General features: G+C 72.3%; 22 protein-coding genes. 16 read left to right on the top strand and 6 right to left on the bottom strand.

What is annotated here, in order from left to right:
* Nucleotides 1-46: 46 nt before the first annotated feature.
* The 10 genes from ACWDN5_RS10990 to ACWDN5_RS10945 all read left to right on the top strand — a co-directional run bounded on the left by ACWDN5_RS10990 (nucleotide 47) and on the right by ACWDN5_RS10945 (nucleotide 9,615).
* Nucleotides 47-922, top strand: coding sequence for a DUF427 domain-containing protein (locus ACWDN5_RS10990; RefSeq protein ID WP_310971870.1), 876 nt, complete (start codon nucleotides 47-49; stop codon nucleotides 920-922).
* A 1-nt stretch (nucleotide 923) separates the two neighbouring features.
* Nucleotides 924-1,637, top strand: a complete 714-nt coding sequence (locus ACWDN5_RS10985; protein ID WP_449676033.1) for an SDR family oxidoreductase — start codon at nucleotides 924-926, stop codon at nucleotides 1,635-1,637.
* Between the two features lie 147 nt (nucleotides 1,638-1,784).
* Nucleotides 1,785-3,104, top strand: a complete 1,320-nt coding sequence (locus tag ACWDN5_RS10980; protein WP_449676032.1) for an MSMEG_0569 family flavin-dependent oxidoreductase — start codon at nucleotides 1,785-1,787, stop codon at nucleotides 3,102-3,104.
* Nucleotides 3,104-3,940 (top strand): amidohydrolase family protein, encoded by an 837-nt coding sequence (locus ACWDN5_RS10975; protein WP_449676030.1) that lies wholly within the window; start codon nucleotides 3,104-3,106, stop codon nucleotides 3,938-3,940. The genes ACWDN5_RS10980 and ACWDN5_RS10975 overlap by 1 nt, the downstream gene beginning before the upstream one ends.
* Before the next feature lie 4 nt (nucleotides 3,941-3,944).
* On the top strand, nucleotides 3,945-4,457 hold the full coding sequence (locus tag ACWDN5_RS10970; protein WP_086864132.1) for an MSMEG_0572/Sll0783 family nitrogen starvation response protein: 513 nt from the start codon (nucleotides 3,945-3,947) through the stop codon (nucleotides 4,455-4,457).
* Between the two features lie 9 nt (nucleotides 4,458-4,466).
* On the top strand, nucleotides 4,467-5,537 hold the full coding sequence (locus ACWDN5_RS10965; RefSeq protein ID WP_449676029.1) for an MSMEG_0568 family radical SAM protein: 1,071 nt from the start codon (nucleotides 4,467-4,469) through the stop codon (nucleotides 5,535-5,537).
* A 1-nt stretch (nucleotide 5,538) separates the two neighbouring features.
* Nucleotides 5,539-6,909, top strand: a complete 1,371-nt coding sequence (locus ACWDN5_RS10960; protein WP_449676028.1) for an MSMEG_0567/sll0787 family protein — start codon at nucleotides 5,539-5,541, stop codon at nucleotides 6,907-6,909.
* Nucleotides 6,906-7,754, top strand: a complete 849-nt coding sequence (locus tag ACWDN5_RS10955; RefSeq protein WP_310971876.1) for a carbon-nitrogen hydrolase family protein — start codon at nucleotides 6,906-6,908, stop codon at nucleotides 7,752-7,754. The genes ACWDN5_RS10960 and ACWDN5_RS10955 overlap by 4 nt, the downstream gene beginning before the upstream one ends.
* The gene (locus ACWDN5_RS10950) at nucleotides 7,736-8,566 is read left to right on the top strand and encodes a carbon-nitrogen hydrolase family protein (RefSeq protein ID WP_449676027.1); all 831 of its coding nucleotides are present in this window, start codon (nucleotides 7,736-7,738) and stop codon (nucleotides 8,564-8,566) included. Before ACWDN5_RS10955 ends, ACWDN5_RS10950 begins: the two co-directional genes overlap by 19 nt.
* On the top strand, nucleotides 8,566-9,615 hold the full coding sequence (locus ACWDN5_RS10945) for an MSMEG_0565 family glycosyltransferase (RefSeq protein ID WP_310971878.1): 1,050 nt from the start codon (nucleotides 8,566-8,568) through the stop codon (nucleotides 9,613-9,615). Before ACWDN5_RS10950 ends, ACWDN5_RS10945 begins: the two co-directional genes overlap by 1 nt.
* 10 nt (nucleotides 9,616-9,625) lie before the next feature.
* Here the strand turns inward: ACWDN5_RS10945 and ACWDN5_RS10940 are convergent, their stop codons facing one another.
* Nucleotides 9,626-10,498, bottom strand: coding sequence for a LysR family transcriptional regulator (locus ACWDN5_RS10940; RefSeq protein WP_449676025.1), 873 nt, complete (start codon nucleotides 10,496-10,498; stop codon nucleotides 9,626-9,628).
* A 74-nt stretch (nucleotides 10,499-10,572) separates the two neighbouring features.
* Here ACWDN5_RS10940 and ACWDN5_RS10935 point away from each other — a divergent pair, with 74 nt between their 5' ends.
* Together ACWDN5_RS10935 and ACWDN5_RS10930 are read left to right on the top strand one after the other, a co-directional pair.
* Entirely contained in the window at nucleotides 10,573-11,454 is an 882-nt protein-coding gene (locus tag ACWDN5_RS10935) for a TIGR03620 family F420-dependent LLM class oxidoreductase (RefSeq protein WP_449676024.1), read from the top strand.
* A 176-nt stretch (nucleotides 11,455-11,630) separates the two neighbouring features.
* Entirely contained in the window at nucleotides 11,631-12,152 is a 522-nt protein-coding gene (locus ACWDN5_RS10930) for a zinc-binding dehydrogenase (RefSeq protein ID WP_449676023.1), read from the top strand.
* A gap of 23 nt (nucleotides 12,153-12,175) precedes the next feature.
* Here ACWDN5_RS10930 and ACWDN5_RS10925 read toward each other — a convergent pair whose 3' ends face one another.
* Nucleotides 12,176-13,198, bottom strand: a complete 1,023-nt coding sequence (locus ACWDN5_RS10925; RefSeq protein ID WP_449676022.1) for an SDR family oxidoreductase — start codon at nucleotides 13,196-13,198, stop codon at nucleotides 12,176-12,178.
* 170 nt (nucleotides 13,199-13,368) lie between these two features.
* Here ACWDN5_RS10925 and ACWDN5_RS10920 point away from each other — a divergent pair, with 170 nt between their 5' ends.
* The 3 genes from ACWDN5_RS10920 (at nucleotide 13,369) to ACWDN5_RS10910 (ending at nucleotide 15,844) form a co-directional block, all read left to right on the top strand.
* Nucleotides 13,369-13,911: a TetR/AcrR family transcriptional regulator gene (locus ACWDN5_RS10920; protein WP_449676021.1), complete on the top strand. Its 543-nt coding sequence runs from the start codon at nucleotides 13,369-13,371 to the stop codon at nucleotides 13,909-13,911.
* A 167-nt stretch (nucleotides 13,912-14,078) separates the two neighbouring features.
* Entirely contained in the window at nucleotides 14,079-15,128 is a 1,050-nt protein-coding gene (locus ACWDN5_RS10915) for an aldo/keto reductase (RefSeq protein ID WP_449676020.1), read from the top strand.
* Nucleotides 15,125-15,844 (top strand): DUF998 domain-containing protein, encoded by a 720-nt coding sequence (locus tag ACWDN5_RS10910; protein WP_310971885.1) that lies wholly within the window; start codon nucleotides 15,125-15,127, stop codon nucleotides 15,842-15,844. The genes ACWDN5_RS10915 and ACWDN5_RS10910 overlap by 4 nt, the downstream gene beginning before the upstream one ends.
* A 60-nt stretch (nucleotides 15,845-15,904) precedes the next feature.
* Here the strand turns inward: ACWDN5_RS10910 and ACWDN5_RS10905 are convergent, their stop codons facing one another.
* The 3 genes from ACWDN5_RS10905 to ACWDN5_RS10895 are packed head-to-tail and all read right to left on the bottom strand — an operon-like array spanning nucleotide 15,905 to nucleotide 18,209.
* Nucleotides 15,905-16,381, bottom strand: a complete 477-nt coding sequence (locus ACWDN5_RS10905; RefSeq protein ID WP_449676019.1) for a MarR family winged helix-turn-helix transcriptional regulator — start codon at nucleotides 16,379-16,381, stop codon at nucleotides 15,905-15,907.
* Between the two features lie 41 nt (nucleotides 16,382-16,422).
* Nucleotides 16,423-17,037 carry a hypothetical protein gene (locus ACWDN5_RS10900; protein ID WP_449676018.1) on the bottom strand — a complete coding sequence of 205 codons (615 nt, stop codon included), beginning with the start codon at nucleotides 17,035-17,037 and terminating at the stop codon, nucleotides 16,423-16,425.
* Nucleotides 17,034-18,209: an alpha/beta hydrolase gene (locus ACWDN5_RS10895; protein ID WP_449676016.1), complete on the bottom strand. Its 1,176-nt coding sequence runs from the start codon at nucleotides 18,207-18,209 to the stop codon at nucleotides 17,034-17,036. Before ACWDN5_RS10895 ends, ACWDN5_RS10900 begins: the two co-directional genes overlap by 4 nt.
* A 337-nt stretch (nucleotides 18,210-18,546) precedes the next feature.
* Between ACWDN5_RS10895 and ACWDN5_RS10890 the strand changes: the two genes are divergently transcribed.
* Complete coding sequence (locus ACWDN5_RS10890) at nucleotides 18,547-19,137, top strand: hypothetical protein (protein ID WP_449676014.1); 591 nt, start codon at nucleotides 18,547-18,549, stop codon at nucleotides 19,135-19,137.
* 30 nt (nucleotides 19,138-19,167) lie between these two features.
* Here ACWDN5_RS10890 and ACWDN5_RS10885 read toward each other — a convergent pair whose 3' ends face one another.
* Nucleotides 19,168-20,208 (bottom strand): NAD(P)-dependent alcohol dehydrogenase, encoded by a 1,041-nt coding sequence (locus ACWDN5_RS10885; protein WP_449676013.1) that lies wholly within the window; start codon nucleotides 20,206-20,208, stop codon nucleotides 19,168-19,170.
* Between the last annotated feature and the right edge of the window lie 81 nt (nucleotides 20,209-20,289).

The following is a 20,289-nucleotide window of genomic DNA, read 5'->3' as shown; positions in this document are numbered from 1 at the left end:
TCCATGTCTAACCATCAAACTGACTTATAAGGGTTAGGAGATGGTCATGGGATTGGCCTGGCAGCAAGGACCACTGGCCACCCGGGCGGTGGGTCACTTCCTGGTCGAGCAGCCACTGCCCGAGCGCCTGCTGTTCGCCGAGCCGCTGCGGCGGCGGATGCGCGTGCGGTTCGGCGGCGACTGGGTGGCCGACAGCGAGGACGTCGTCCTGCTGCACGAACCCGGGCGCTACCCGGTCGCGTACTTCCCGGTCGCCGACGTCCGCGAAGACGTGCTGGCGGCCGAGAACCGGACGACGAACCACCCCGAGCTCGGCCCGGCCGAGTGGTTCACGGTGCGGGCGGGCGGCCAGGCGGCGCCGCACGCGGCCTGGCGGTACCCGGATCTCCCCGGCCACGCGGACGTCCTGCGCGACCGCGTCGCCTTCGCCTGGCGGGCGATGGACGCCTTCTACGAAGAGGACGAGCGGATCGTCGGGCACGCGGCCGACCCGTACCACCGCATCGACATCCGGCGGACCTCCCGGCACCTCGTCGTGCGCGACGGCGACCGAGTCGTCGCCGAGACGAGGCGCCCGGTCGTGCTCTACGAGTCGGGGTTCGCGCCGCGCTGGTACGTGCCGCGCGAGGACATCGACCTGGCGGCGTTGACGCCGGTGCAGGGCGAGACGTTCTGCCCGTACAAGGGACTGGCCGGCTACTTCGACATCGGATCCGGCCGGCGCGCGGCCTGGTCGTACCCCGAGGCGTGGCCCGAGGTCGAGCGCGTGTCCGGGTTCGTGTCGTTCGAGCCCGACGTCGTCGAGGTGACCCTCGACGGCCGCAAGCTCGTCCTCGAACCGGGCCAGACGGTCACCCCGCACGGCATCGACCGTGGGCTCGACCCCGACGAGCTGCGCTCGCGCGTTCCGGAAGGGAACTGAGATGGCTTCGCTGGAAGGCCGCAAAGTCCTCGTCGTCGGCCGCGGCGGCGGCATCGCCCGGGCGGTGACGTCAGCGCTGCGGGTGGCCGGGGCGCAGGTCGTGGCGGCCGGGCGGGACCGAGCGGCACTGGCCGGGGCCTACGCCGACCCGGGCATCGAGACCGCGTACGTCGACCTGGCCGACGAGGCTTCCGTCGCGGCGCTGGCCGAGGAGCTCGGCCGGGTCGACCACGTCGTGTCGACCGCGTCGGCCCGGGCCCGCGGTGCGCTGGCGGAACTCGAGCACGACGTCGTGCTCAGGTCGTTCGACGTGAAGGTGCTGGGCCCGCTGCTGCTGGCGAAACACTTCGCACCACGCCTGCCCGAGGACGGCTCGTTCGTCTTCTTCTCGGGTTCGTCCGCACGGAAGCCCGCCGCGGGCATGCTGGCCGTCGGTGCCACGAACGCGGCGGTGGACGCGCTGGTGCGCGGCCTGGCGGTGGAGCTGGCGCCGCGGCGGGTGAACGCCATCTCCCCGGGCACGATCGACACCGGCGCCTACGACGGTCTCGGCGAGCGGAAGAAGGCGGCGCTGTTCGCGGCCCGCGCGAGCACCAGCCCGGCGCGGCGCATCGGGCGTCCGGAGGAAATCGCCGAAGCGGTCGTGTTCGCGCTGGGAAACGCTTTCCTGACAGGGGTTTCGCTCGCCGTCGACGGCGGGGAGCCCCTGGTCTGAGTTCTCCGGCGAGGCCGGCGACCGGCCACCCCGGGCGGGTGAATGTTAAGCGGCGCCGGGGGAAGTTGTCACGCTGCGGCGGCCTGGAAACACGCCGGTGTTCCGGATGAAACCGTCCGGAAATGGTTCGCCGGTGCACTGATCGGCATGAACTTCCAGCTCGACGGCCTGCACCGGCCGGTGATCGTGGTCGGCGGCGGCCAGGCGGGACTGTCGATGTCCCACTGCCTGACCACCGCCGGGGTCGGGCACGTGGTGCTCGAACGCGAGCGCGCGGGGCACGAATGGCGGACCCGCCGCTGGGACAGTTTCTGCCTGGTCACGCCGAACTGGCAATGCCGGCTGCCCGGATTCCCCTACGCGGGCGATGATCCGGACGGGTTCATGGGCCGGGACGAGATCGTCGCCTACCTCGAGGCGTACGTGAAGGAGTTCGACGTCCCGCTGTGCGAGGGTGTCGAAGCGACGCGGCTGCGGCAGCTGGCCGGTGGCGGGTTCCGGCTCACGACGTCGGCCGGGGAACTGACCGCCGACCACGTGGTGCTGGCCACCGGCCCCTACCAGGTGCCGCTGAAGCCGCGGCCGGCCGAGCGGCTGCCCGAGCACGTCGTCCAGCTGCACTCGGCCGAGTACCGCAACCCCGCGCAGCTGCCGGACGGCGAGGTGCTGGTCGTCGGGACCGGGCAGTCCGGCTGCCAGGTCGCGGAGGACCTGCACCTGGCCGGGCGCCGCGTGCACCTCGCCGTCGGGTCGGCGCCGCGGGTGGCCCGGCGCTACCGCGGCCGGGACGTCGTCGCCTGGCTCGACGACATGGGCTACTACGCCAGGGCCATCGACGAGTTCGCGGACGCGGACGCCGTGCGGTTCCGGGCGAACCACTACGTCACCGGCCGCGACGGCGGGCACGACATCGACCTGCGTGCGTTCGCCACCGAAGGCATGCAGCTCTACGGCAGGCTGCTCGGTGTCCGAAGTGGACAGCTGAGTTTCGCGGACGACCTGCGCCGCAACCTCGACGCCGCGGACGCGGTCTCCGAGGGCATCAAGGATTCGATCGACGCCTTCATCGGGCAACGGGGCATCACGGCGCCGCCGGAAGAGCGCTACCAGCCGGTGTGGGTACCGCCGGAGGGGCCTCGCACCCTCGACGCGGAAGCCCTTTCGGCGGTCGTCTGGTGCACGGGGTTCGGTCGCGACCACCGCTGGATCGACGTCCCGGTGTTCGACGGCAAGGGTTACCCGACACACCACCGCGGTGTCACCAGCTGTCCCGGGCTGTACTTCATCGGCCTGCCGTGGCAGCACACCTGGGGGTCCGGCCGGTTCTGCGGTGTCGCCGCGGACGCGGAGTACCTGACGCGGCGGATCACCGGTGGCGGCCGGGGAGACGTCCGGTGGATCTCGGGCACGCCGGTGAGCACCTACCCGGCCGATGACGACTGGGTCGCTCCGCGGACGGTGGCGTGATGCGGTGGACGAACGACGCCCACCGGCACCTGGGCGTGCTGCCGGCGTACCCGTTCTACGGCGGCCCACCGGTCGCCCCCGCGATCGGCGCCCGCGCGACGATCGGCGAGCTGTTGGCCGATCTGGACCGCGAAGGCACCGAACGCGCGCTGGTGATCCCGAACTACGGTGTCCCCGACCCGGCGATCGCGTTCTCCTTCAACGAACTCTGCGTCGAGGCCGCGGCGAAGGACGATCGGATCAGCGCCGCGCTGTGGGTGTCCCCACGACCCGAAGACGCCGAACGCACCGAAGACGCGTTGAAGCTGGCCGGGGAAAGCGGGGTCCGGGCGCTGAAGCTCAGCTTCTTGCTGGGCGGCCGGGCGTCCGACCCGGCCTGCCGACCGCAGCTGGAGAAGATCTTCGCCACCGCGCGGGAACACGACCTCGTCGTGCACGTCCACACCTCACCGGGTGCCGCCTCCGACATCGACGAGGTCGGCCAGCTCGTCGACGCCTACGCCGACGACGTCAAGCTGCACCTCGTGCACTTCGGCGGCGGGATGAGCGGGCACATCAAGCTCGTCGGCGGCCGGTTCTTCGACTGGATCGCCGCCGGGAAGCGGGTTTACACGGACCTGTCGTGGGCGATCGGTTTCACCCCGCGCTGGCTCGTCGAAGAAATCTCACGCCGGGGTCTCGGCCACGACCGCGTGCTGTTCGCCTCCGACCAGCCGTGGGGCGATCACGAGGGCGAACTCGCCAAGCTGGCCGCCGCGGCCGGCGACGGCGAGCTCGCCGACCTGGTTTTCCGCGGCACGTTCGACGTGCTGTACGGACCGAAGAAAGGGAAATAGACCGATGGCAGAGCTGACCGAGACCGAGAAGACCAGCCTCGACGAGATCCCGCACCCGTCGCTGCCGCAGGGCTCCAGCCTGTACGGCGGGACCAAGGTCTTCCCGGATTACCAAGCCGAACCCGGCCAGAGCTACTTCACGCTCGTGCACGGCATCGCGCACGAGTCGTCGGTGAGCTTCGTGGCGATCCTGCAGGCCACCCGCGCGCTGCGGAAGGGCTTCGAGGCCGCGATCTACTTCTACGGCCCGGGTTCGCTGAACTGCCTGGCCACCCGCGGCTTCCCGACCACCGGGAACGCCGCGTTCCCGGGCGAGCTGAACATCAACGACCAGCTCAAGACGTTCATCTCCGAAGGTGGCAAGGCCTACTGCTGCCGCTTCGGCCTGTCGCTGCACGGTGCCCGCGAGGAGGACCTCATCGAGGGCGTCATCCCGACGCACCCCCTGGACGTGCAGGACGCGCTGATCCACTACGCGCGCAAGGGCGCGATCATCAACTCCACCTACATGTTCTAGGAGCGGCTCGTGCGCGTTGGCATCGAAGAGGACCTGGACACCCGCGCCGACATCGCCGTCCGCGGGGTGCGAGCGGACGCACCCGTACAACGCAGCAAGGGCGCCGGGCCGAGCGACGACGGCCACCTGGTCGTCGACGGTGCCAACGCGACGCTGCCGCTGAACCCGGACAGCCCGTACGAGGTCCGCGACGGCCGGATCCACCGGGGTGCCGTCGACCTCGGCCTGAGCGTGACCCCGGTGGCGCGGCCGCGGTTCTACGATCTGTCCACTTCGGATGGTGTGCCGTACCGGAAGATCGCGCTGCTGCACGGTAAGGACGTCCTGGCGACGACCGTCGTGCAGACGTGCATCCGGTACGCCGAGGACCAGCGGTGCCGGTTCTGCACCATCGAGGAGTCGCTGCGGGCCGGGGCGACCGTGGCCGCCAAGACGCCGCAGCAGCTCGCGGAGGTCGCCGAAGCGGCGGTGCGGCTCGACGGCGTCCGGCAGATGGTGCTGACGACCGGGACGACGGCCGGCCCCGACCGCGGCGCGCGGCACCTCGTCCGGTGCGTCCGGGCGGTGCTCGACGCGGTGCCGGGCCTGCCGATCCAGGTGCAGATCGAGCCACCGGGCGACCTCGGCGTGCTCACCGAGCTCCGCGACGCCGGGGCGACCTCGATCGGCATCCACGTCGAGTCGCTCGACGACGCGGTCCGGCGGCGCTGGATGCCGGGCAAGTCCACCGTGCCGCTCACCGAGTACGAGGCGGCGTGGGCGGAAGCGGTCCGGGTGTTCGGCCGCAACCGCGTCTCGACCTACCTGCTGATCGGGCTCGGGGAGGACCCGGACGACCTGGTCGCCGGGGCCGGGCGGCTGATCGGCCTGGGCGTCTACCCGTTCGTCGTCCCGATGCGGCCGATGCTCGGCACCTTGGCCCGCCGCGACGGCGCCACCGCGCCTTCGCCGTCGCTGGTCGCCGAGGTCACCAGCCGGGTCGCGACGCTGCTGCGGGCCGCCGGGATGGTCGGTGCCGACCAGGGTGCGGGCTGCGCCGCGTGCGGCGCCTGCGGGCTGCTCAGCGCGGTCGGAGGCTGACGTGGACCACGACATCCTCGCGCTGCTCGGCGACGTCCGCAGCGTCGCCGCCCGCCCGGCGTTCCACATCGCCGAAGCCGGGCACGACGGCCTGGCGGCCTACCGCGCGCTGCGTCACGAAGCCTTCGTGGCACGGCAAGGACTGTTCACCGGGCACGACCTCGACGACCACGACCTCGATTCGCGGACCATCGTGCTGCTCGCCCGGGACACCGGGGGAGCCGTGCTCGGCGGGGTCCGGCTCGGCCCAGCCACCGAGGGGCCCGACCTCGGCTGGTGGCGGGGCGGCCGCCTGGTCGTCGCCCCCGGCTCGCCGCCCGGCATCGGCTCGGCGCTGGTCCGCGCGGCCTGCGCGCGAGCCGAGGCCGAAGGCGCGCTGCGGTTCGAGGCCACCGTCCAGACCCGCACCGAAAAGCTGTTCACCCGGCTCGGGTGGCAGCGCGTGCGGCCGGTGACCGTCGCCGGCCGCGACCACGTGCTGATGCGGTGGCCGATCGGCCGGATCGCCGCGCTGGCCCGGGCGACGAAGGCCGCGCTCGGCCCGCTGCTGCGCGGGCTGACCGGCGTGCCCGGCTTCGTCGGCGACGACGGCGTCCCGTTGCCCGGCACCGACGTCGTCGCCGCCTGCGACGCGATCGTCCCGGCCATGGTCGAGCGCGACCCGGAATGGGCGGGCTGGTGCTCGGTGCTGGTCAACCTCAACGACCTGGCGGCGATGGGCGCCGCCCCGACCGGGCTGCTGGACGCGCTCGGCGCCCGCGACGCGTCCTTCGCCGCCCGTGTCCTCAGTGGACTGCGGAAGGCGAGCGAGGCGTACGGCGTGCCGGTGCTCGGCGGGCACACGCAGTTCGGCGTGCCGGCTTCGCTGTCGGTGACGGCGCTGGGCCGGACCGCCGACCCGGTGCCCGGCGGTGGCGGGCGGCCGGGGCAGCGCGTCTGGCTCACCGCCGACCTCGGCGGCGGCTGGCGGCCCGGTTACACCGGGCGGCAGTGGGATTCGACGAGCTTCCGCCGCACACCCGAGCTGCGTGCCCTGCTCGGCTCGGTCGCGGCCGCGAGACCGGCCGCGGCCAAGGACGTCTCGATGGCCGGGATCGCGGGCACCCTCGGCATGCTCGCCGAGGCCTCCGGCTGCGGCGCGGTGCTCGACGTCGAACGCGTGCCGCGGCCGCGCGAAGCGTCCACAGGGGACTGGCTCACCTGCTTCCCGGGCTTCGCGATGCTGACCACCGGTGCCCCGGCACCCGCCGGACCCGCGGTCACCGCGGCCTGCGGCGAACTGGTCGCGGGCGCCGGCGTCACGCTGCGCTGGCCCGACGGCGAACGGACGACCGTCATCGACGGCGGCGTCACCGGATTGGGGAACTCATGACGACACTGAGAATGGCCGCGGCCGCCGCGCCGTTCGACCGCGACCTCGAAGCCGGCTTCGCCCGGATCGAGAAGCTGATCGGCGAGGCGAAAGCCGAAGGCGTCCGGCTGCTGGCCCTGCCCGAGGCCGCGCTCGGCGGCTACCTCGCCAACCTCGACGGCGGGGCCGAGGGGCCGCCCGCGCTCGCCGCCGACGGCGCCGAGATCGCGCGGCTGGCCGCGCTGGCCGGCGACCTCGTGGTCACCGCCGGGTACTGCGAACTCGACGGCGGCCGCCGCTACAACTCCGCGGTGTGCGTCAGCGGCGACGGCGTCCTCGGGCACCACCGCAAGGTCCACCAGCCCCTGGCCGAAAACGCCAGCTACGGCGCGGGGCGGGAGTTCGCCGCGTTCGACACGCCGGTCGGGCGGCTGGGCATGCTCATCTGCTACGACAAGGCGTTCCCCGAGTCCGCGCGGGCGCTGGCGCTGGACGGCGCGGAGATCGTCGTCTGCATGAGCGCCTGGCCCGGCAGCCGGACCAACCCGGCCGCCGACCTCGCCGAAGACCGCTGGAAACGCCGGTTCGACCTGTTCGACCGGGCCCGCGCGCTGGAGAACCAGATCGTCTGGCTCTCGGCCAACCAGTCCGGCGCGTTCGGCGACCTGCGGTTCGTCGCGAGCGCCAAGGTCGTCGACCCGGGCGGCGACGTCCTCGCCGACACCGGCGTCGCCGAGGGCCTGGCGGTCGCCGAACTCGACGTCCGGGCGGCGTTGGAGACCGCGCGGCGGTCGATGGGACACCTGGCCGACAGACGGCCCGAAACCTACGCGTTAGTGTCACGTGGATGGGGCAGATCCGCATAGGCGCCGTGGCCGCGCACTTCGGCCGCGACCTCGCCTTCGACCTCCAGCGCATCACGACGCTGATCGACCACGCGCGCACGTCGGGTGCCGCGCTGCTGGTGCTGCCGGACGCGGCCCTCGGCGGCTACCTCGCCGACCTGCGCCACCCCGACCCGGACGCCCTGCCCCCGGCCCTCGACCCGGACTGCGCGGAGCTGAAGACCATCGCCTCGCTCGCCGCGGAGATGGTCGTCTGCGTGGGCTACTGCGAGGCCGACGGGCCGCGGCGGTACAACTCGGCGGTCTGCGTGACCGGGGACGGCGTGCTCGGCCGGCACCGCAAGGTCCACCAGCCGCCGGGGGAGAGCGTCGCCTACCAGCCGGGTGACCGGTTCGCCGCGTTCGACACCCCGGTGGGGCGGCTGGGCATGCTGATCGACTACGACAAGACCTTCCCCGAGTCGGCCCGCTCCCTCGCCCTCGACGGCGCCGACATCGTCGCCTGCCTGAGCGCGTGGCCGACCAGCATCACCAACCGGGCGCCGCGGATGGCCCAGGACCGCCAGTCCCGGCTGTTCGACCTCTACGACCAGGCCCGGGCGGCGGAGAACCAGGTCGTGCTCGTCTCGTCCAACCAGACCGGCGGAAAAGGCGGGATGCGGTTCCTCGGCCAGGCCAAGGTCGTCGGGCCCGGCGGCGACATCCTGGCCCGTACCTGGTCCAAGGCCGGGATCGCGGTGGCCGAGCTCGACATCGGGCAGGAGATCGCCAACGCCCGCCGGGTGCTGCACCACCTGGGGGAGCGGAAACCGTCGGTGTACCGGGAGGCTTGATGCGCATCGCCCTGCTGAGCTACTCGACCAAGCCCCGTGGCGGGGTGGTGCACACGCTCGCCCTGGCCGAGGCGCTGGCGGAACTCGGCGAGGACGTCACCGTGTGGACGCTCGGCCGCGGCGGCGACGCGGGGTTCTTCCGGCCGGTCGACCCGCGGGTGCGGCCGGCGGTCGTCCCGTTCCCCGACGTCCCGGCCGAGTCCGTCGGCGAGCGGATCCTGCGGTCGATCGCGGTGCTGCGCGCGGCGTTCACCCCGGACGCCTACGACGTCGTGCACGCGCAGGACTGCATCAGCGCGAACGCCGTCGACCGGTGCGTCCGGACGATCCACCACCTCGACACCTTCACCACCCCGGAACTGGCGGCCTGCCACGAACGCGCGATCGTGCGGCCGTACGCCCACCTCTGCGTGTCCGCCTCGGTCGCCGCGGAAGTCCGCGGCGGCTGGGGCATCTCGGCGACGGTGATCCCCAACGGCGTCGACTACGACCGCTTCGCGACCGCCCCGCGCACTTCGGAGCGGGGCCGGTACGTGCTGGCGGTCGGCGGGATCGAGCCGCGGAAGGGCTCGCTGGACCTGCTGGAGGCGTACGCGCTGCTGGCCGAGCCGGACGTCCGGCTGCTCATCGCCGGCGGCGAAACCCTCTTCGACTACCGCGACTACCGCACGCGCTGGGAGAAACGCGCGGCGGAACTCGGCGTCTCGCCGGTCGTGCTCGGCCCGGTCGCGCACGACTCGCTGCCCTCCTTGGTGGCGTCCGCGACGGTGTTCGCCTTCCCGTCCACTAAGGAGGGTTTCGGGCTGGCCGCGATGGAGGCGCTCGCCGCCGGGGTGCCCGTGGTGACGCGCGACCTGCCGGTGCTGCGCGAGGTCTTCGGTGGGGCGGCGAGGTTCGCCGCCGACCCGCCCGGGTTCGCCCGGGAGCTGCGGGCGGCGCTGGGCGGGGTCGATCCGGAGCCGGGGCGGGCGCTGGCGCGGCGGTACACGTGGGCGGCGGCCGCCGAAGCGCACCGGGCGTTCTACCGGAGCCTGCCTCGCTTCGGGTGACCCGGCCCGATCAGCGCGCCGGGTCGTCGCGGAAGGCGGCCACCGCGCATTCGGCGCCGCTGTTCGCCTGGTGCCGGGCCACCACGACGCTGCCGGCGATGGTGATCGGCGGTTCGAGCGGGATCGAGCGGACCCGGGTCGAACGGATCTCGGCGACCTGGTCGGCGGGCAGCACCGTCCAGCTCCGGGGATCCGAGCCGACTTCGACGATCGTGTCCTGGAGCGTGCCGGTCGGCCGGCCCGGCTTCGCGCACAGACCGGTTTCGTGCAGGGCGCGGGCCACGGCGTCGTGGAGCGCCGGGTCGTGCTCGCGGGCGGGCAGGCGCAGCGTGTCGCCGGCCAGCTCGGCCAGGCCCGCGGCGGGGCGGGCCGCGGCCGGGTGGTGCCGGGACACCACCGCGAACAGCCGTTCGGTCCACGCCGGCCGGACCTCGAGCCCGGGCACCGAACGCACGCCCCTGGTCAGCGCCAGGTCGAGGTCACCCTGCCGGAGCGCGTTGAGCCGGGCCTCGACGGGCAGGTCGACCAGCACCACGTCGAACTCCGGCGCCCGCTCGCGGAGGGCGTCGATCCCGCGTTCCAGGCGGGCGGTCAGGCCGGCCGCGGTGCCGATGCGCACGGTCGGCACGGCCTGCTTCGCCGCGAGCTCCACCTGCCCGGCCGCGGCCAGTGTGCGGCGCGCGGCTTCGAGCACCCGCTGCCCGGCGGCGGTGAGCCGGACCCGGCGGGGCGACCGGTCGAGGAGCCGGACCCCGAGTTCGCGTTCCAGCCGGGCGATCTGCTGGCTGACCGCGGGCTGCGCGATGTGCAGCCGCTCGGCGGCCCGGCCGAAGTGCAGCTCGTCGGCGACCGTGACGAAGTAGCGCAGTGCCCGCAGCTCCATGATAAGCGGAGCTTATCGCAGCACGTGGCGGTTGGTGCTGGCACACGGCGCCGTCCGCTGCTGAAGTCGGGATCATGACCATCGAACTGGGCCTCCTCGGCGCCTACCTGACCACTGCCGAGGCGACCGCGGCGGACGCCGTCACGCTGGAGGAAGCCGGATACGGCGCGATCTGGCTGGCCGCGTCACCGCCCGCCGACCTCCGCCAGGCGGAGCGCCTGCTCGACGCCACCAGCCGGGTCGTGGTGGGCACGAGCGTGCTCAACGTGTGGCAGACCGACGCGGGCACCGTCGCGGACGCCTACCACCGGATCGCGGAGAAGCACGCCGGACGGCTTCTCGTCGGCATCGGCGCCGGCCACCGCGAAACCGACGCCGGCTACACGTCCCCGGTGGCGAAGGTCGAGAGCTACCTCGACCGCCTGCACGCGGCCGGTGTCCCCGCCGACCGCGTCCTGCTGGCCGCCCTGGGGCCCCGGATGCTCCGGCTGGCGGCGGAGCGCGCGGCGGGCACCCTCACGCTCCAGGTGACCCCCGAGCACACCCGCCGCGCCCGGGAGGCGCTCGGCCCGGGCAAGCTGGTGATCCCCGGCCACGGCGTGGTGCCGGACACCGACACCGAGCGCGCCCGGGAAACCGGCCGCGCCGGGCTGCGCCCCATCCTCGGCATTTCCAGCTACGCCGCGAACCTCCGCCGGATCGGGTACACCGAGGAGGAACTCACCGACCCCTTCAGCAACCGGCTTCTCGACGCCCTCGTGCTCCACGGCGACGAACCGGCCATCGCGGCGGGCGTCCGAGCGGAGCTGGCGGCCGGAGCGAACCACGTCGGCCTGCACGCGGTGGGCACGGACACGATCGCCTCGCTGCGGTCGATCGCCCACGTCTTCCTCGGCGGGGAAAGGGTTGCCGCTCCGGCACCCGCACCGGTCGGTGACCGGTCCACCGCCCGATAGGCACCCTGAAGCACGGTCACGGCTTCCTCGGTTCCGTCGCACGCGTGCCGCCTCACCGTGCGGGTTCGGTAAGCGGCGCGATCGCCCTCGCCTACGGTGCCGCCGTTGGACAACGCTCAACCCGGTGACGCACACGCAGCTGGGCCGAATACATCGCCGTCGACCCGCGCCACGTCGTGCCGGTCCCCGACGACACCGCCGCGGCCGCGCTCACCGCCGCGACCGGGCACCTCACCGCCTACCTCGCCCTCACCGAACTCGCCGGGTTCCGGCCCGGGCAGTCGGTGCTCGCACCCGGTGTCGGCGGAGGCGTCGGCCAGGGCGGCGTGGACGTCGCCCGCGTGCTCGGTGCCGGCGCGGCGATCACCACCGCCACGAGCACCGCGAAGGCCGAGCGCGGCCGGGCTGCCGGGTTCGAGGTGATCGACCTGTCCACCGAGTCCCTGCGCGACGGCGTCCACCGGCTCATCGACGGAAGGGGCGTCGACATCGTCCTCGACGGGGTCGGCGGCTCCGTTCGCCCTGTCACCCCGGAACGGATCAACGCCGCCAACACCCGCCTGCTCGAACTGGTCGCTCGCAAGGAAGTCACGCCCCTGGTCGACCGGGTGTTCCCGCTGGAGCAGGCCGCGCAGGCGCAACGCCACCTCGCCGAGGACGGCCCGTTCGGGCGCGTCCTGCTGGCCATTTCGCGGTGACCGGCACTTCGGCCCGGTCGCCGTCAGACGGTCGTGCCGCGCAGGGCGAGCAGGCTCTCCGCGGTGTCGGTGATGGTGTCTTCGATCGGCCGCGGTGACCAGCCCAGCTTGTCCTGCGCCTTCTTCGAGGTGGCGTCGAAGTTCTTGCCCAGCTGCGGGCGCAGGATCCGCAGCCCGGGGTTGACGCGCGCGAGGGCGCGCGCGGTCCAGACCGGCAGTTCGCGGGTGGGCACCTTGGACGCGCGGTCGCCCAGGCGGTCGCGCAGGATCGCGGCGATGTCGCGGACCCAGAGGCTGTGGCCGGAGATCGCCAGGAACCGTTCGCCCGCCGCGGCCGGGTGGGTCATCGCGCGCAGGTGCAGGTCGGCGACGTCGCGCACGTCCACGTAGCCCATCGCGAACTTCGGCAGCGCGGGCAGTTCGCCGTCGAGCATCCGCTGGAGCAGGCCGAGTGAGGGAGAGTAGTCGGGGCCGAGGACGGGCCCGAACACGCCCACGGGGTTCACGACCGCCAGTTCCAGGCCGGGGTGTGCGGTGACGAAGTCCCACGCCGCTTTTTCCGCCAGGGTCTTGGACTTCTGGTAGGGCGCGAGGCCACCGTCCACATTGCTCCAGTCGTCCTCGGTGAACACCCGCGACTTTTCCGGGTGTCCCATGCCGACCGCGCCGAACGCCGAGGTCAGCACGACCCGTTTCACCCCGGCCGCGTGTGCTGCCCGCAGCACGCGCAGCACCCCGTCCCGGGCGGGGCCGACCATGTCGTCGTCGTCCTGCGACAGGGTGGTGAGCGTGGGCGAGGCGACGTGGAGGACGTAGTCACACCCCTCGGCGGCCTCGCGCCAGCCGCTGTCCTGCTGCAGGTCTGCCTGCAGGACGGTGAGTTTCGCGTGCTCGGGTGCCCCGCCGGCACGCACCATCTCGCGCACTGCGGGCTCCTTCTTCAGGTCGCGCACCGTGGTGCGGACGGTGTGCCCGCCGGCCAGCAGCGCGAGCACGCAAAAACTGCCGATGTAGCCGGAGCCGCCGGTGACCAGTACTTCAGCCATGGGTTACCTCACGAGGATGAGTGGGAGGGTCGTTGATCCGTCGAACCGCGCGGTGACGCACCGGCCTGCTCGGGTCTGCGAGCTTGGTGTGGCGGGTGACGCTCCGGTACGGTTCTGGAGAGGTCTCCACTTAACGTACTGGAGACCTCTCCGGATAGCAAGGAGGGCAGATGGTCCGCTCGGACGCCCGGGAGAACCGGGCTCGCATCCTGCAGGTCGCCCGCGAGGCGCTCGCCGAGGACGGCGACGTCTCGATGAACCGGATCGCGCAGCGCGCCGGGGTGGGGCCGGGCACCTTGTACCGCAACTTCCCGACCAAGGAGGCCCTCGTCCTGGTCGTTTACCAGCACGAAGTCGACCGCCTGCTGGAGTCGGTGCCGCGGTTGCTGGCGACGGAGTCACCGCTGGAGGCACTGCGGCGCTGGACGCTCGACCTGGTGGCCGCCATGCGGAAGAAGCACGGTCTCGGGGACGCCCTCAGTGCCGACGCTCACCAGGAGATCGCCGAGCAGACCTACGGCCCGGTCATCGCCGCCATCACCCGGCTCCTGGATGCGGGCAAGCGTGACGGAACCATCCGCGCCGACGCCGACCCCCGCGATTTCCTGCAGCTCACCGGCGCCCTCTGGCGGGCCGCCTCGGGGCCCGAAGACCGCTCGGCGTCCATGCTCGCCCTCATTCTCGACGGGCTGAGTGCTCACCGGCACTCCTGATGTGCGCGCGGTCGTCGCGGGCCGCTGGTGGTTCAGGAATGCCGCGCGAGGACCTCGTCGGCCGCGGTGGTCAGGCGGGGTGCCCTCGTTGACTCGCGGACAATCCTCCGCTAGTTTGGGGCACATGCGGAGGATTGTCCGCATGTTTGCCTCCTGGGAGTTCTCCTATGCGCTATGTGAAACTCGGTGCCACCGGCCTCGACGTCTCGCCCATCGCGATCGGCGCGATGACCTACGGCGAGCCCGACCGCGGGCACCCCGTCTGGTCCCTCGGTGAAGAGCAGGCCCGCCCGTTGATCAAGCACGCCCTCGAAGCGGGCATCAACTTCTTCGACACCGCGAACATGTACTCCAACGGCTCCAGCGAGGAGATCCTCGGCCGGGCGCTGAAGGACTTCGCCGACCGCGACGACGTCGTGATCGCCACCAAGCTGCGGCACCCGATGCGCCCCGGCCCGAACGGGAAAGGGTTGTCCCGCAAGGCGATCATGACCGAGATCGACCACTCGCTGCGGCGGCTGGGCACCGACTACGTCGACCTCTACCAGGTCCACCGCAACGACCACGCCACCCCGCTAGAGGAGACCCTCGAAGCCCTCAGCGATCTGGTGAAGGCCGGCAAGGTGCGCTACCTCGGTGCGTCGTCGATGTTCGCGTGGGAGTTCGCCAAGGCCCTGCACCTGCAGAAGCAGCACGGCTGGGCGCGGTTCGTCTCCATGCAGGACCACTACAACCTGCTGGCCCGCGAGGAAGAGCGCGAGATGATTCCGCTGTGCCGGGACGAGGGGGTCGGCACGATCGTCTGGAGCCCCCTGGCGCGCGGCCGGCTGGCCCGCGCCTGGGACGACGCGAAGTCGACTGCGCGCTCGGAGACCGACGGCGCCTACGCCGACACGCTGTACTCACCCGAGCAGGAAGCCTCCAACCGCGCCATCATCAACGCGGTCGGCAAGGTCGCGGCCGACCACGGCGTGAGCCGCGCATCCATCGCGCTGGCCTGGCTGCACCGCCAGCCGGTCGTCACCGCTCCGCTGGTCGGCGCCGGATCAGCCGGGCAGATCGACGACGCCGTCGCCTCGCTGGACGTCGAGCTCACCGACTCGGACGTGCAGGCGCTCACCGCGCCGTACACGCCGCGGTACGACTGGCAGGGGATCTCGGACGAGGCGACCATGGACGCGATCCGTGCCCGTGTCCCGGGGATGGCGCTGAAGTGACGCCGATCGTGCGTTCCGGCGCGGCCGCCCGCGTCGGAGCTGTCCTGCTCCTCGCCGGTCCGCTGGTGTCATGGGCGGCCGAGCTCGTCACGGCGTCGGCCTGGCAGGAGCCGCACTACTCGCCGTTCTACAACTGGGTCAGCCAACTCGGCCTGACCGGCCCGAGCCAGGTCGCGTTCGGGCAGGTCGGGAACTCCCCTCTCGGGGCGGTGATGGACGTCGGCTGGGTGTCCTACGGCATCCTGCTGATCGCCGGCGCGTTGCTCACCTTCGACCTGCGCCGAGGACCGCGGCCGATCTTGATCGTCGTGCCGGCGATCCTGGCCGGGGTCGGCGTCTCTCTCGTCGGCGCCTTCCAGGGGTCCAACGCCAACGTCGCGAACGGCCTGATCGTCTTCCACACCTACGGTGCCCAAGGCGTGATGCTGGCCGGGAACCTCATGGCGATCGCGGTCGGCATCAGCGCCACCCGAATCGGATTGGGCCGTGGCCGCCGCATCGCGAGCATCGCGCTGGGCGTCTTCGGGCTGATCGCGTTCGCGGCCTTCATGGCTGATGTGTTCACCGGCTGGGCGTGGAACATCGGCCTGTTCGAACGCGCCGTGATCTACCCGATCATGATCGGCCACGTCGTCCTCGGCAGCGGCCTCATCGCCGCTCGGACCGTCCGGGCCCGCCGGCCGTGGCTGCGTCAGCCGATCCCCGCCGGCCGGTGACCGCACCCGGGGGCAGGCCGGTCTCCGACGCGGCAGGGCGGCGGCGGCATCGACAACCGGTCAGAACGCGTCGTCGCGGGAGGCGTTGCGGGCGCGCTGGTGCTCGGTGATGTCGATCAGCCGGTGCTTGAACCGTGCGTACTCCTCGTCGCCGAGGCGTTCGGCGTGCCGGTGCTGGATTTCCGCCATGATCGCGTCCGCGGTGCGCATCTGGGCGAGCCCGCGTTCGGTGGGGCAGACGAGCTTCGCCCGGCGGTCGTGCGGGTCGGGGCGCCGCTCGACGTAGCCGAGCGACTCCAGCTCGTCGATGAGGATGCCGATGTTCTGCTTGTGCTGGCCCGAAAGCCTGGACAGGTCGGTCGCTCGCACCCCGTCCGGGTCGAGGTAGGCCAGCACCGCGCCGTGGCGGGGCTTCAGGTCGGCGAAGCCCCGCTCGGCCAGGGTCGAGAACAGCTCGCGCTGCACGGCGAACAGCAGGCGGCCCGCGAGGACGCCCAGGTCGGGATCCGTCGCGTTGCGTTCCGCCCGGGTGACCATCCGCCGCTCCTCATCGCTGCTCGCCGCCGACAGCTTAACGATCAGCTTCGCCGTTCGAGTGCACGTCCCAGGTCCTCCCGCAGGTGGACTTCGATGAACACCCGCAGGTGGCGCTCGTTCGCCAGCTCGTCGAACGCGTCCACCAGGGACTGGTCCGGTGCGCTGGTCAGGTGCACGATGCGCCAGAGGTTGAGCGGGGCGTCCTCCGCGCCGGCGACGGAGTGCTCGACGTGGAACAGGGGTTGCCCGGCGCCGGCGGTGAAGACCCGGCCGTCCGGGGCTTCGAAGCGTTCGGCGCCGATGAAGAACGCGCGGCGGTGCTCGTGGTCGAGGCGCACGTGCTCGATGATCGTCGCGAACCGCGAAGGGGCGGCCCACAGCCGCTGCTCGGACACGCGCGTGAAGTCCTCGAACCGGCCGTGACGCACGCTCGGGAACTTCTCGGCGCTGCCCGCTTTCACGACCGTCGGGATGTACTTGTCCGGCGCCGCGGCCTTGCGGACCTCCATGTCCCACAGCTGCGCGCCGGTGTAGTCGAACGGCGGCCGCACGTCGTAGCGCTCGCGCAGCACGTCGTTGACGGCCACCGGGGGCAGTTCCACCGGCGTCGTGCCCGGCGCCGCCCACGCCTGTTCGAAGATCTCCTCGTGGTTCACGCCTTCTCCGCCGCGGTGACGGTTTCGTGTATCCAGCCGGTGACTTCCCGCCAGACGGGGTGGCCGGGCTGCACGACGTCGAAGTGGGTGCCGCCTTCGACCTCGACGTAGCGAGCGTTGCCGCCCTCGGCGACGACCTTCTCGACGTAGCGGCGGCTCCACCCGGCGGGAACGGCTTCGTCGGCGGTGCCGTGCACGGCGAGGACCGGGACGCCGGCGCCGGCCAGCTCCAAGGGGGACGTCCAGGCGTAGTGCTCCGGGACGGCGGCGAGGTGCCCGCCCACCAGCAGCGGCAGGATCCCGTCGCCGACGGCCTCCGCGACTCCCGCCCACGCTTCGGGCCGGGCGGGCTCGGGTGCGTCCTTCGGTGGTTCGGCGCCGGGGTCGGCGAGGACCTTCCCGAAGCCGTCCGCGTCGGCCGCCCCGAGGTCGAGCGCGCCGGCCAGCTCGACCACGCCGGCCGGCGTGATCTTCGGGTGGGCGCCGGGCGCCTCCGGCGGGAGCGCGCCGCGGTGGGCGGCCCACGTCGCCAGGTGTCCGCCCGCGGAGTGGCCGAGCAGCACGACGCGGCCGGTGTCGAGTGCCGGGTCCATGCCGTCGAGAGCGTCGATCGCGGCGGCGACGTCGAGGAAGGTGCCCGGCCAGCCACCGCCCGGCTCGCCGATCCGGCGGTACTCGACGTTCCACACCGCGTATCCGCGCCCGACGAGGTCGTCGGCGACGCCGGTGATCTGGCGGCGATCCCACATGGCGCTCCAGTAACCGCCGTGGACGAGGGCGACGACGGGGAACGGGCCCTCGCCCTCGGGCAGGTACAGCTCACCGACCTGCGACGGCTCGGGGCCGTAGGCGACGGTGCGGACCTTGCGCGAGCCGTCTTCGGCGTCGTCGTAGCGGACACCGCGCTCGGCGCTCACCAGCGTGTCGATCGTCGTGAAGAAGGCCGCGATGGCGGGCCGGTTGGCGCCTTTGGCCTTCGACTCGTCCCACGCGGCGTCGTCGGTCCATTCGACGAAGTCCAGCCACGTCCGCTCGTCGAGGCGGACCAGCCGGGCGGCGAGGAAGCCGCGCCGGTCCTCCCGGAACGCCGCCACCATCCCGGGGCGCGCGGCCAGCATCGCCTCGGTGTTCTCCGGTGCCACGGTGAAGGTGGTCAGTTCGATGACCGACATCGTCAGCTCCTCAGCCTGCGATCCGTATGTAGTCAAAATACATGATAGTCATAGATCATGACTAAGTGGTGCTGTGACGCGGGACACTCCGACGGGTGCTCGGGAGGCGGAGGACGCGGCACCGGTCGACGTGGCGGGGGAGCGCTGCTTGCTTGCTCGCCGGGTCGGATCGCCGCGTTCGCCTGCCGGAATGCCGCTTTCGGGTGAATGCCATTCGTTGCCTTTGCGCGTCACCGGAAACATCGGTGGCGGACGGTTTCCCTGAAAGTGTGTTGCGTGGCGGGTGGCCGGGTGGTTCCGGGTTGCCCGCTGTCTTGATCGTGCCGACACTCGGTGTATGGAGAACACGGATTCCGAAACCGCCACGCTGCCGGAGTCCGACGTTCGATTCCCGATCGTCCTGCGGGGATACGACCGTCGGCAGGTGGACGAGTACGTGCGGGTCGCCGAGAAGCGGGTGGACCGGCACGAAAAAGCGCGGCGGGTCGCGGAGCGCCGACTGGCCAAAGCGCAGGTGCCGGCGCCCCGTGACCCGGAAGCGGAGGGGGCCGCCGGGCTGGGCAAACGGATCGAAAAGATCCTCCAGGTCGCGAAATCCGAGGCGGCCGAAATCAAGAAACAGGCTCGCGAAGAGAGCGAAAAGCTGCTGACGGCGGCGGAGAAGACGGCGGCCGAGGCGGAAATCGCCCGCGCGGAAACCGAGCGGGCCGCGCAGCGGGACGCGGAACTCATCGTTTCCCGCGCGGAAGAGGAAGCCGCTGCCATCCGGGCCGCCCACGAGGCGGTGCTGACCCAGCTGAGCCAGATCGCCGGCGGCGTCGAGGAGCTGCGGGCCCGGTTCGGCGGCGAGGCCGAGCCGGAGCACCCGGTCGAGCCGGAGATCGCGGATTCCGCACCTTCGTTCATTCCGTCCCCGACGCCGTCCTGACGGAGCCGCTGCCCGCCGGAACCGCGCGGATCAGGCTGCCGACGTCGGCAGATCGGAGAGGTCCAGCACGAAGCGGTAGCGCACATCGTTGCGCCGCAACCGATCGAGGGCTTCGTTCACCTGCGCCGACGGGAGCACCTCGACGTCGGCGGTGACGCCGTGCTCGGCGCAGAAGTCCAGCATGGCGGCGGTCGCGGGGCGGCCGCCGCTGCCGCCCGAGGTCAGCTTCTTGCGGCCTACGAGCAGGTCCATCGTCCGGACGGTGACGGGGCCGAGGTGGCCGAGCTGGCTGAGGGTTCCGTCCAGGGCGACGAGCCCGAGGTACGGACCGAGCTCGTGCGGTACGGAGATGGTGTCGAGCACCACGTCGAACCGGCCCTGGGCGGCGGCCATCCGTTCCGCGTCCGTGGACGCCACGACGTCCCCGGCGCCCAGCCTGCGGGCGTCGGCGGCCTTGTCCGCGGTCCGGCTGATGACCGTCGTCTCCGCGCCGAGCGCGACGGCGAACTTGACCGCGAGGTGCCCGAGCCCGCCGAGGCCGGCGACCGCGACCCGGGTGCCCTTCCCGACTCCGAGACTGCGCAACGGCTCCCACACGGTGATCCCGGCGCAGAGCAGCGGCGCCGCGCCCGCCGGATCGAGCCCGGCGGGCAGGCGGTAGGCGAACCGGTCGCGGACGACGTACTCGCGGGCGTACCCGCCCGAGGTCGTCGAGCCGTCCTGACGGTCGGTGCCGCCGTAGGTCAGGGTGGGGAACTCGCGGCAGAAGTTCTCCTGACCGGCCTCGCACATGACACACCCGCCGCACGAGTCGACGATGTTGCCGACGGCGACCGGGTCGCCGGCGGCGAACGTCCTGACCCCGGACCCCACTTCGGTCACGACTCCCGTGAACTCGTGTCCCGGCACCAGCAGGCCCTCGGAATGAGCGTCGAGGGAGTGGACGTCGGTGTGGCAGACACCGCAGTGGTCGACGCGGACCGCGATGTCGTCCGGGCGCAGGTTCCGCCGTGGCACCCGCACTCGCCGCAGCACCTTGCCGTCGCCGTCCGCGCCCCATGCCGTGGTCATCCGCATGTCTTCTCCATTAGCAAACAGACTGTTCGGTCTATTTCACCGTAGCGACGAGGTCGCGGTAAAGCAAACCAACTG

It is taken from the genome of Amycolatopsis sp. NPDC003731 (assembly GCF_053586895.1).
Note: the sequence above shows the minus strand (reverse complement) of the source record. Positions and strands in the feature narration are given on the sequence as shown.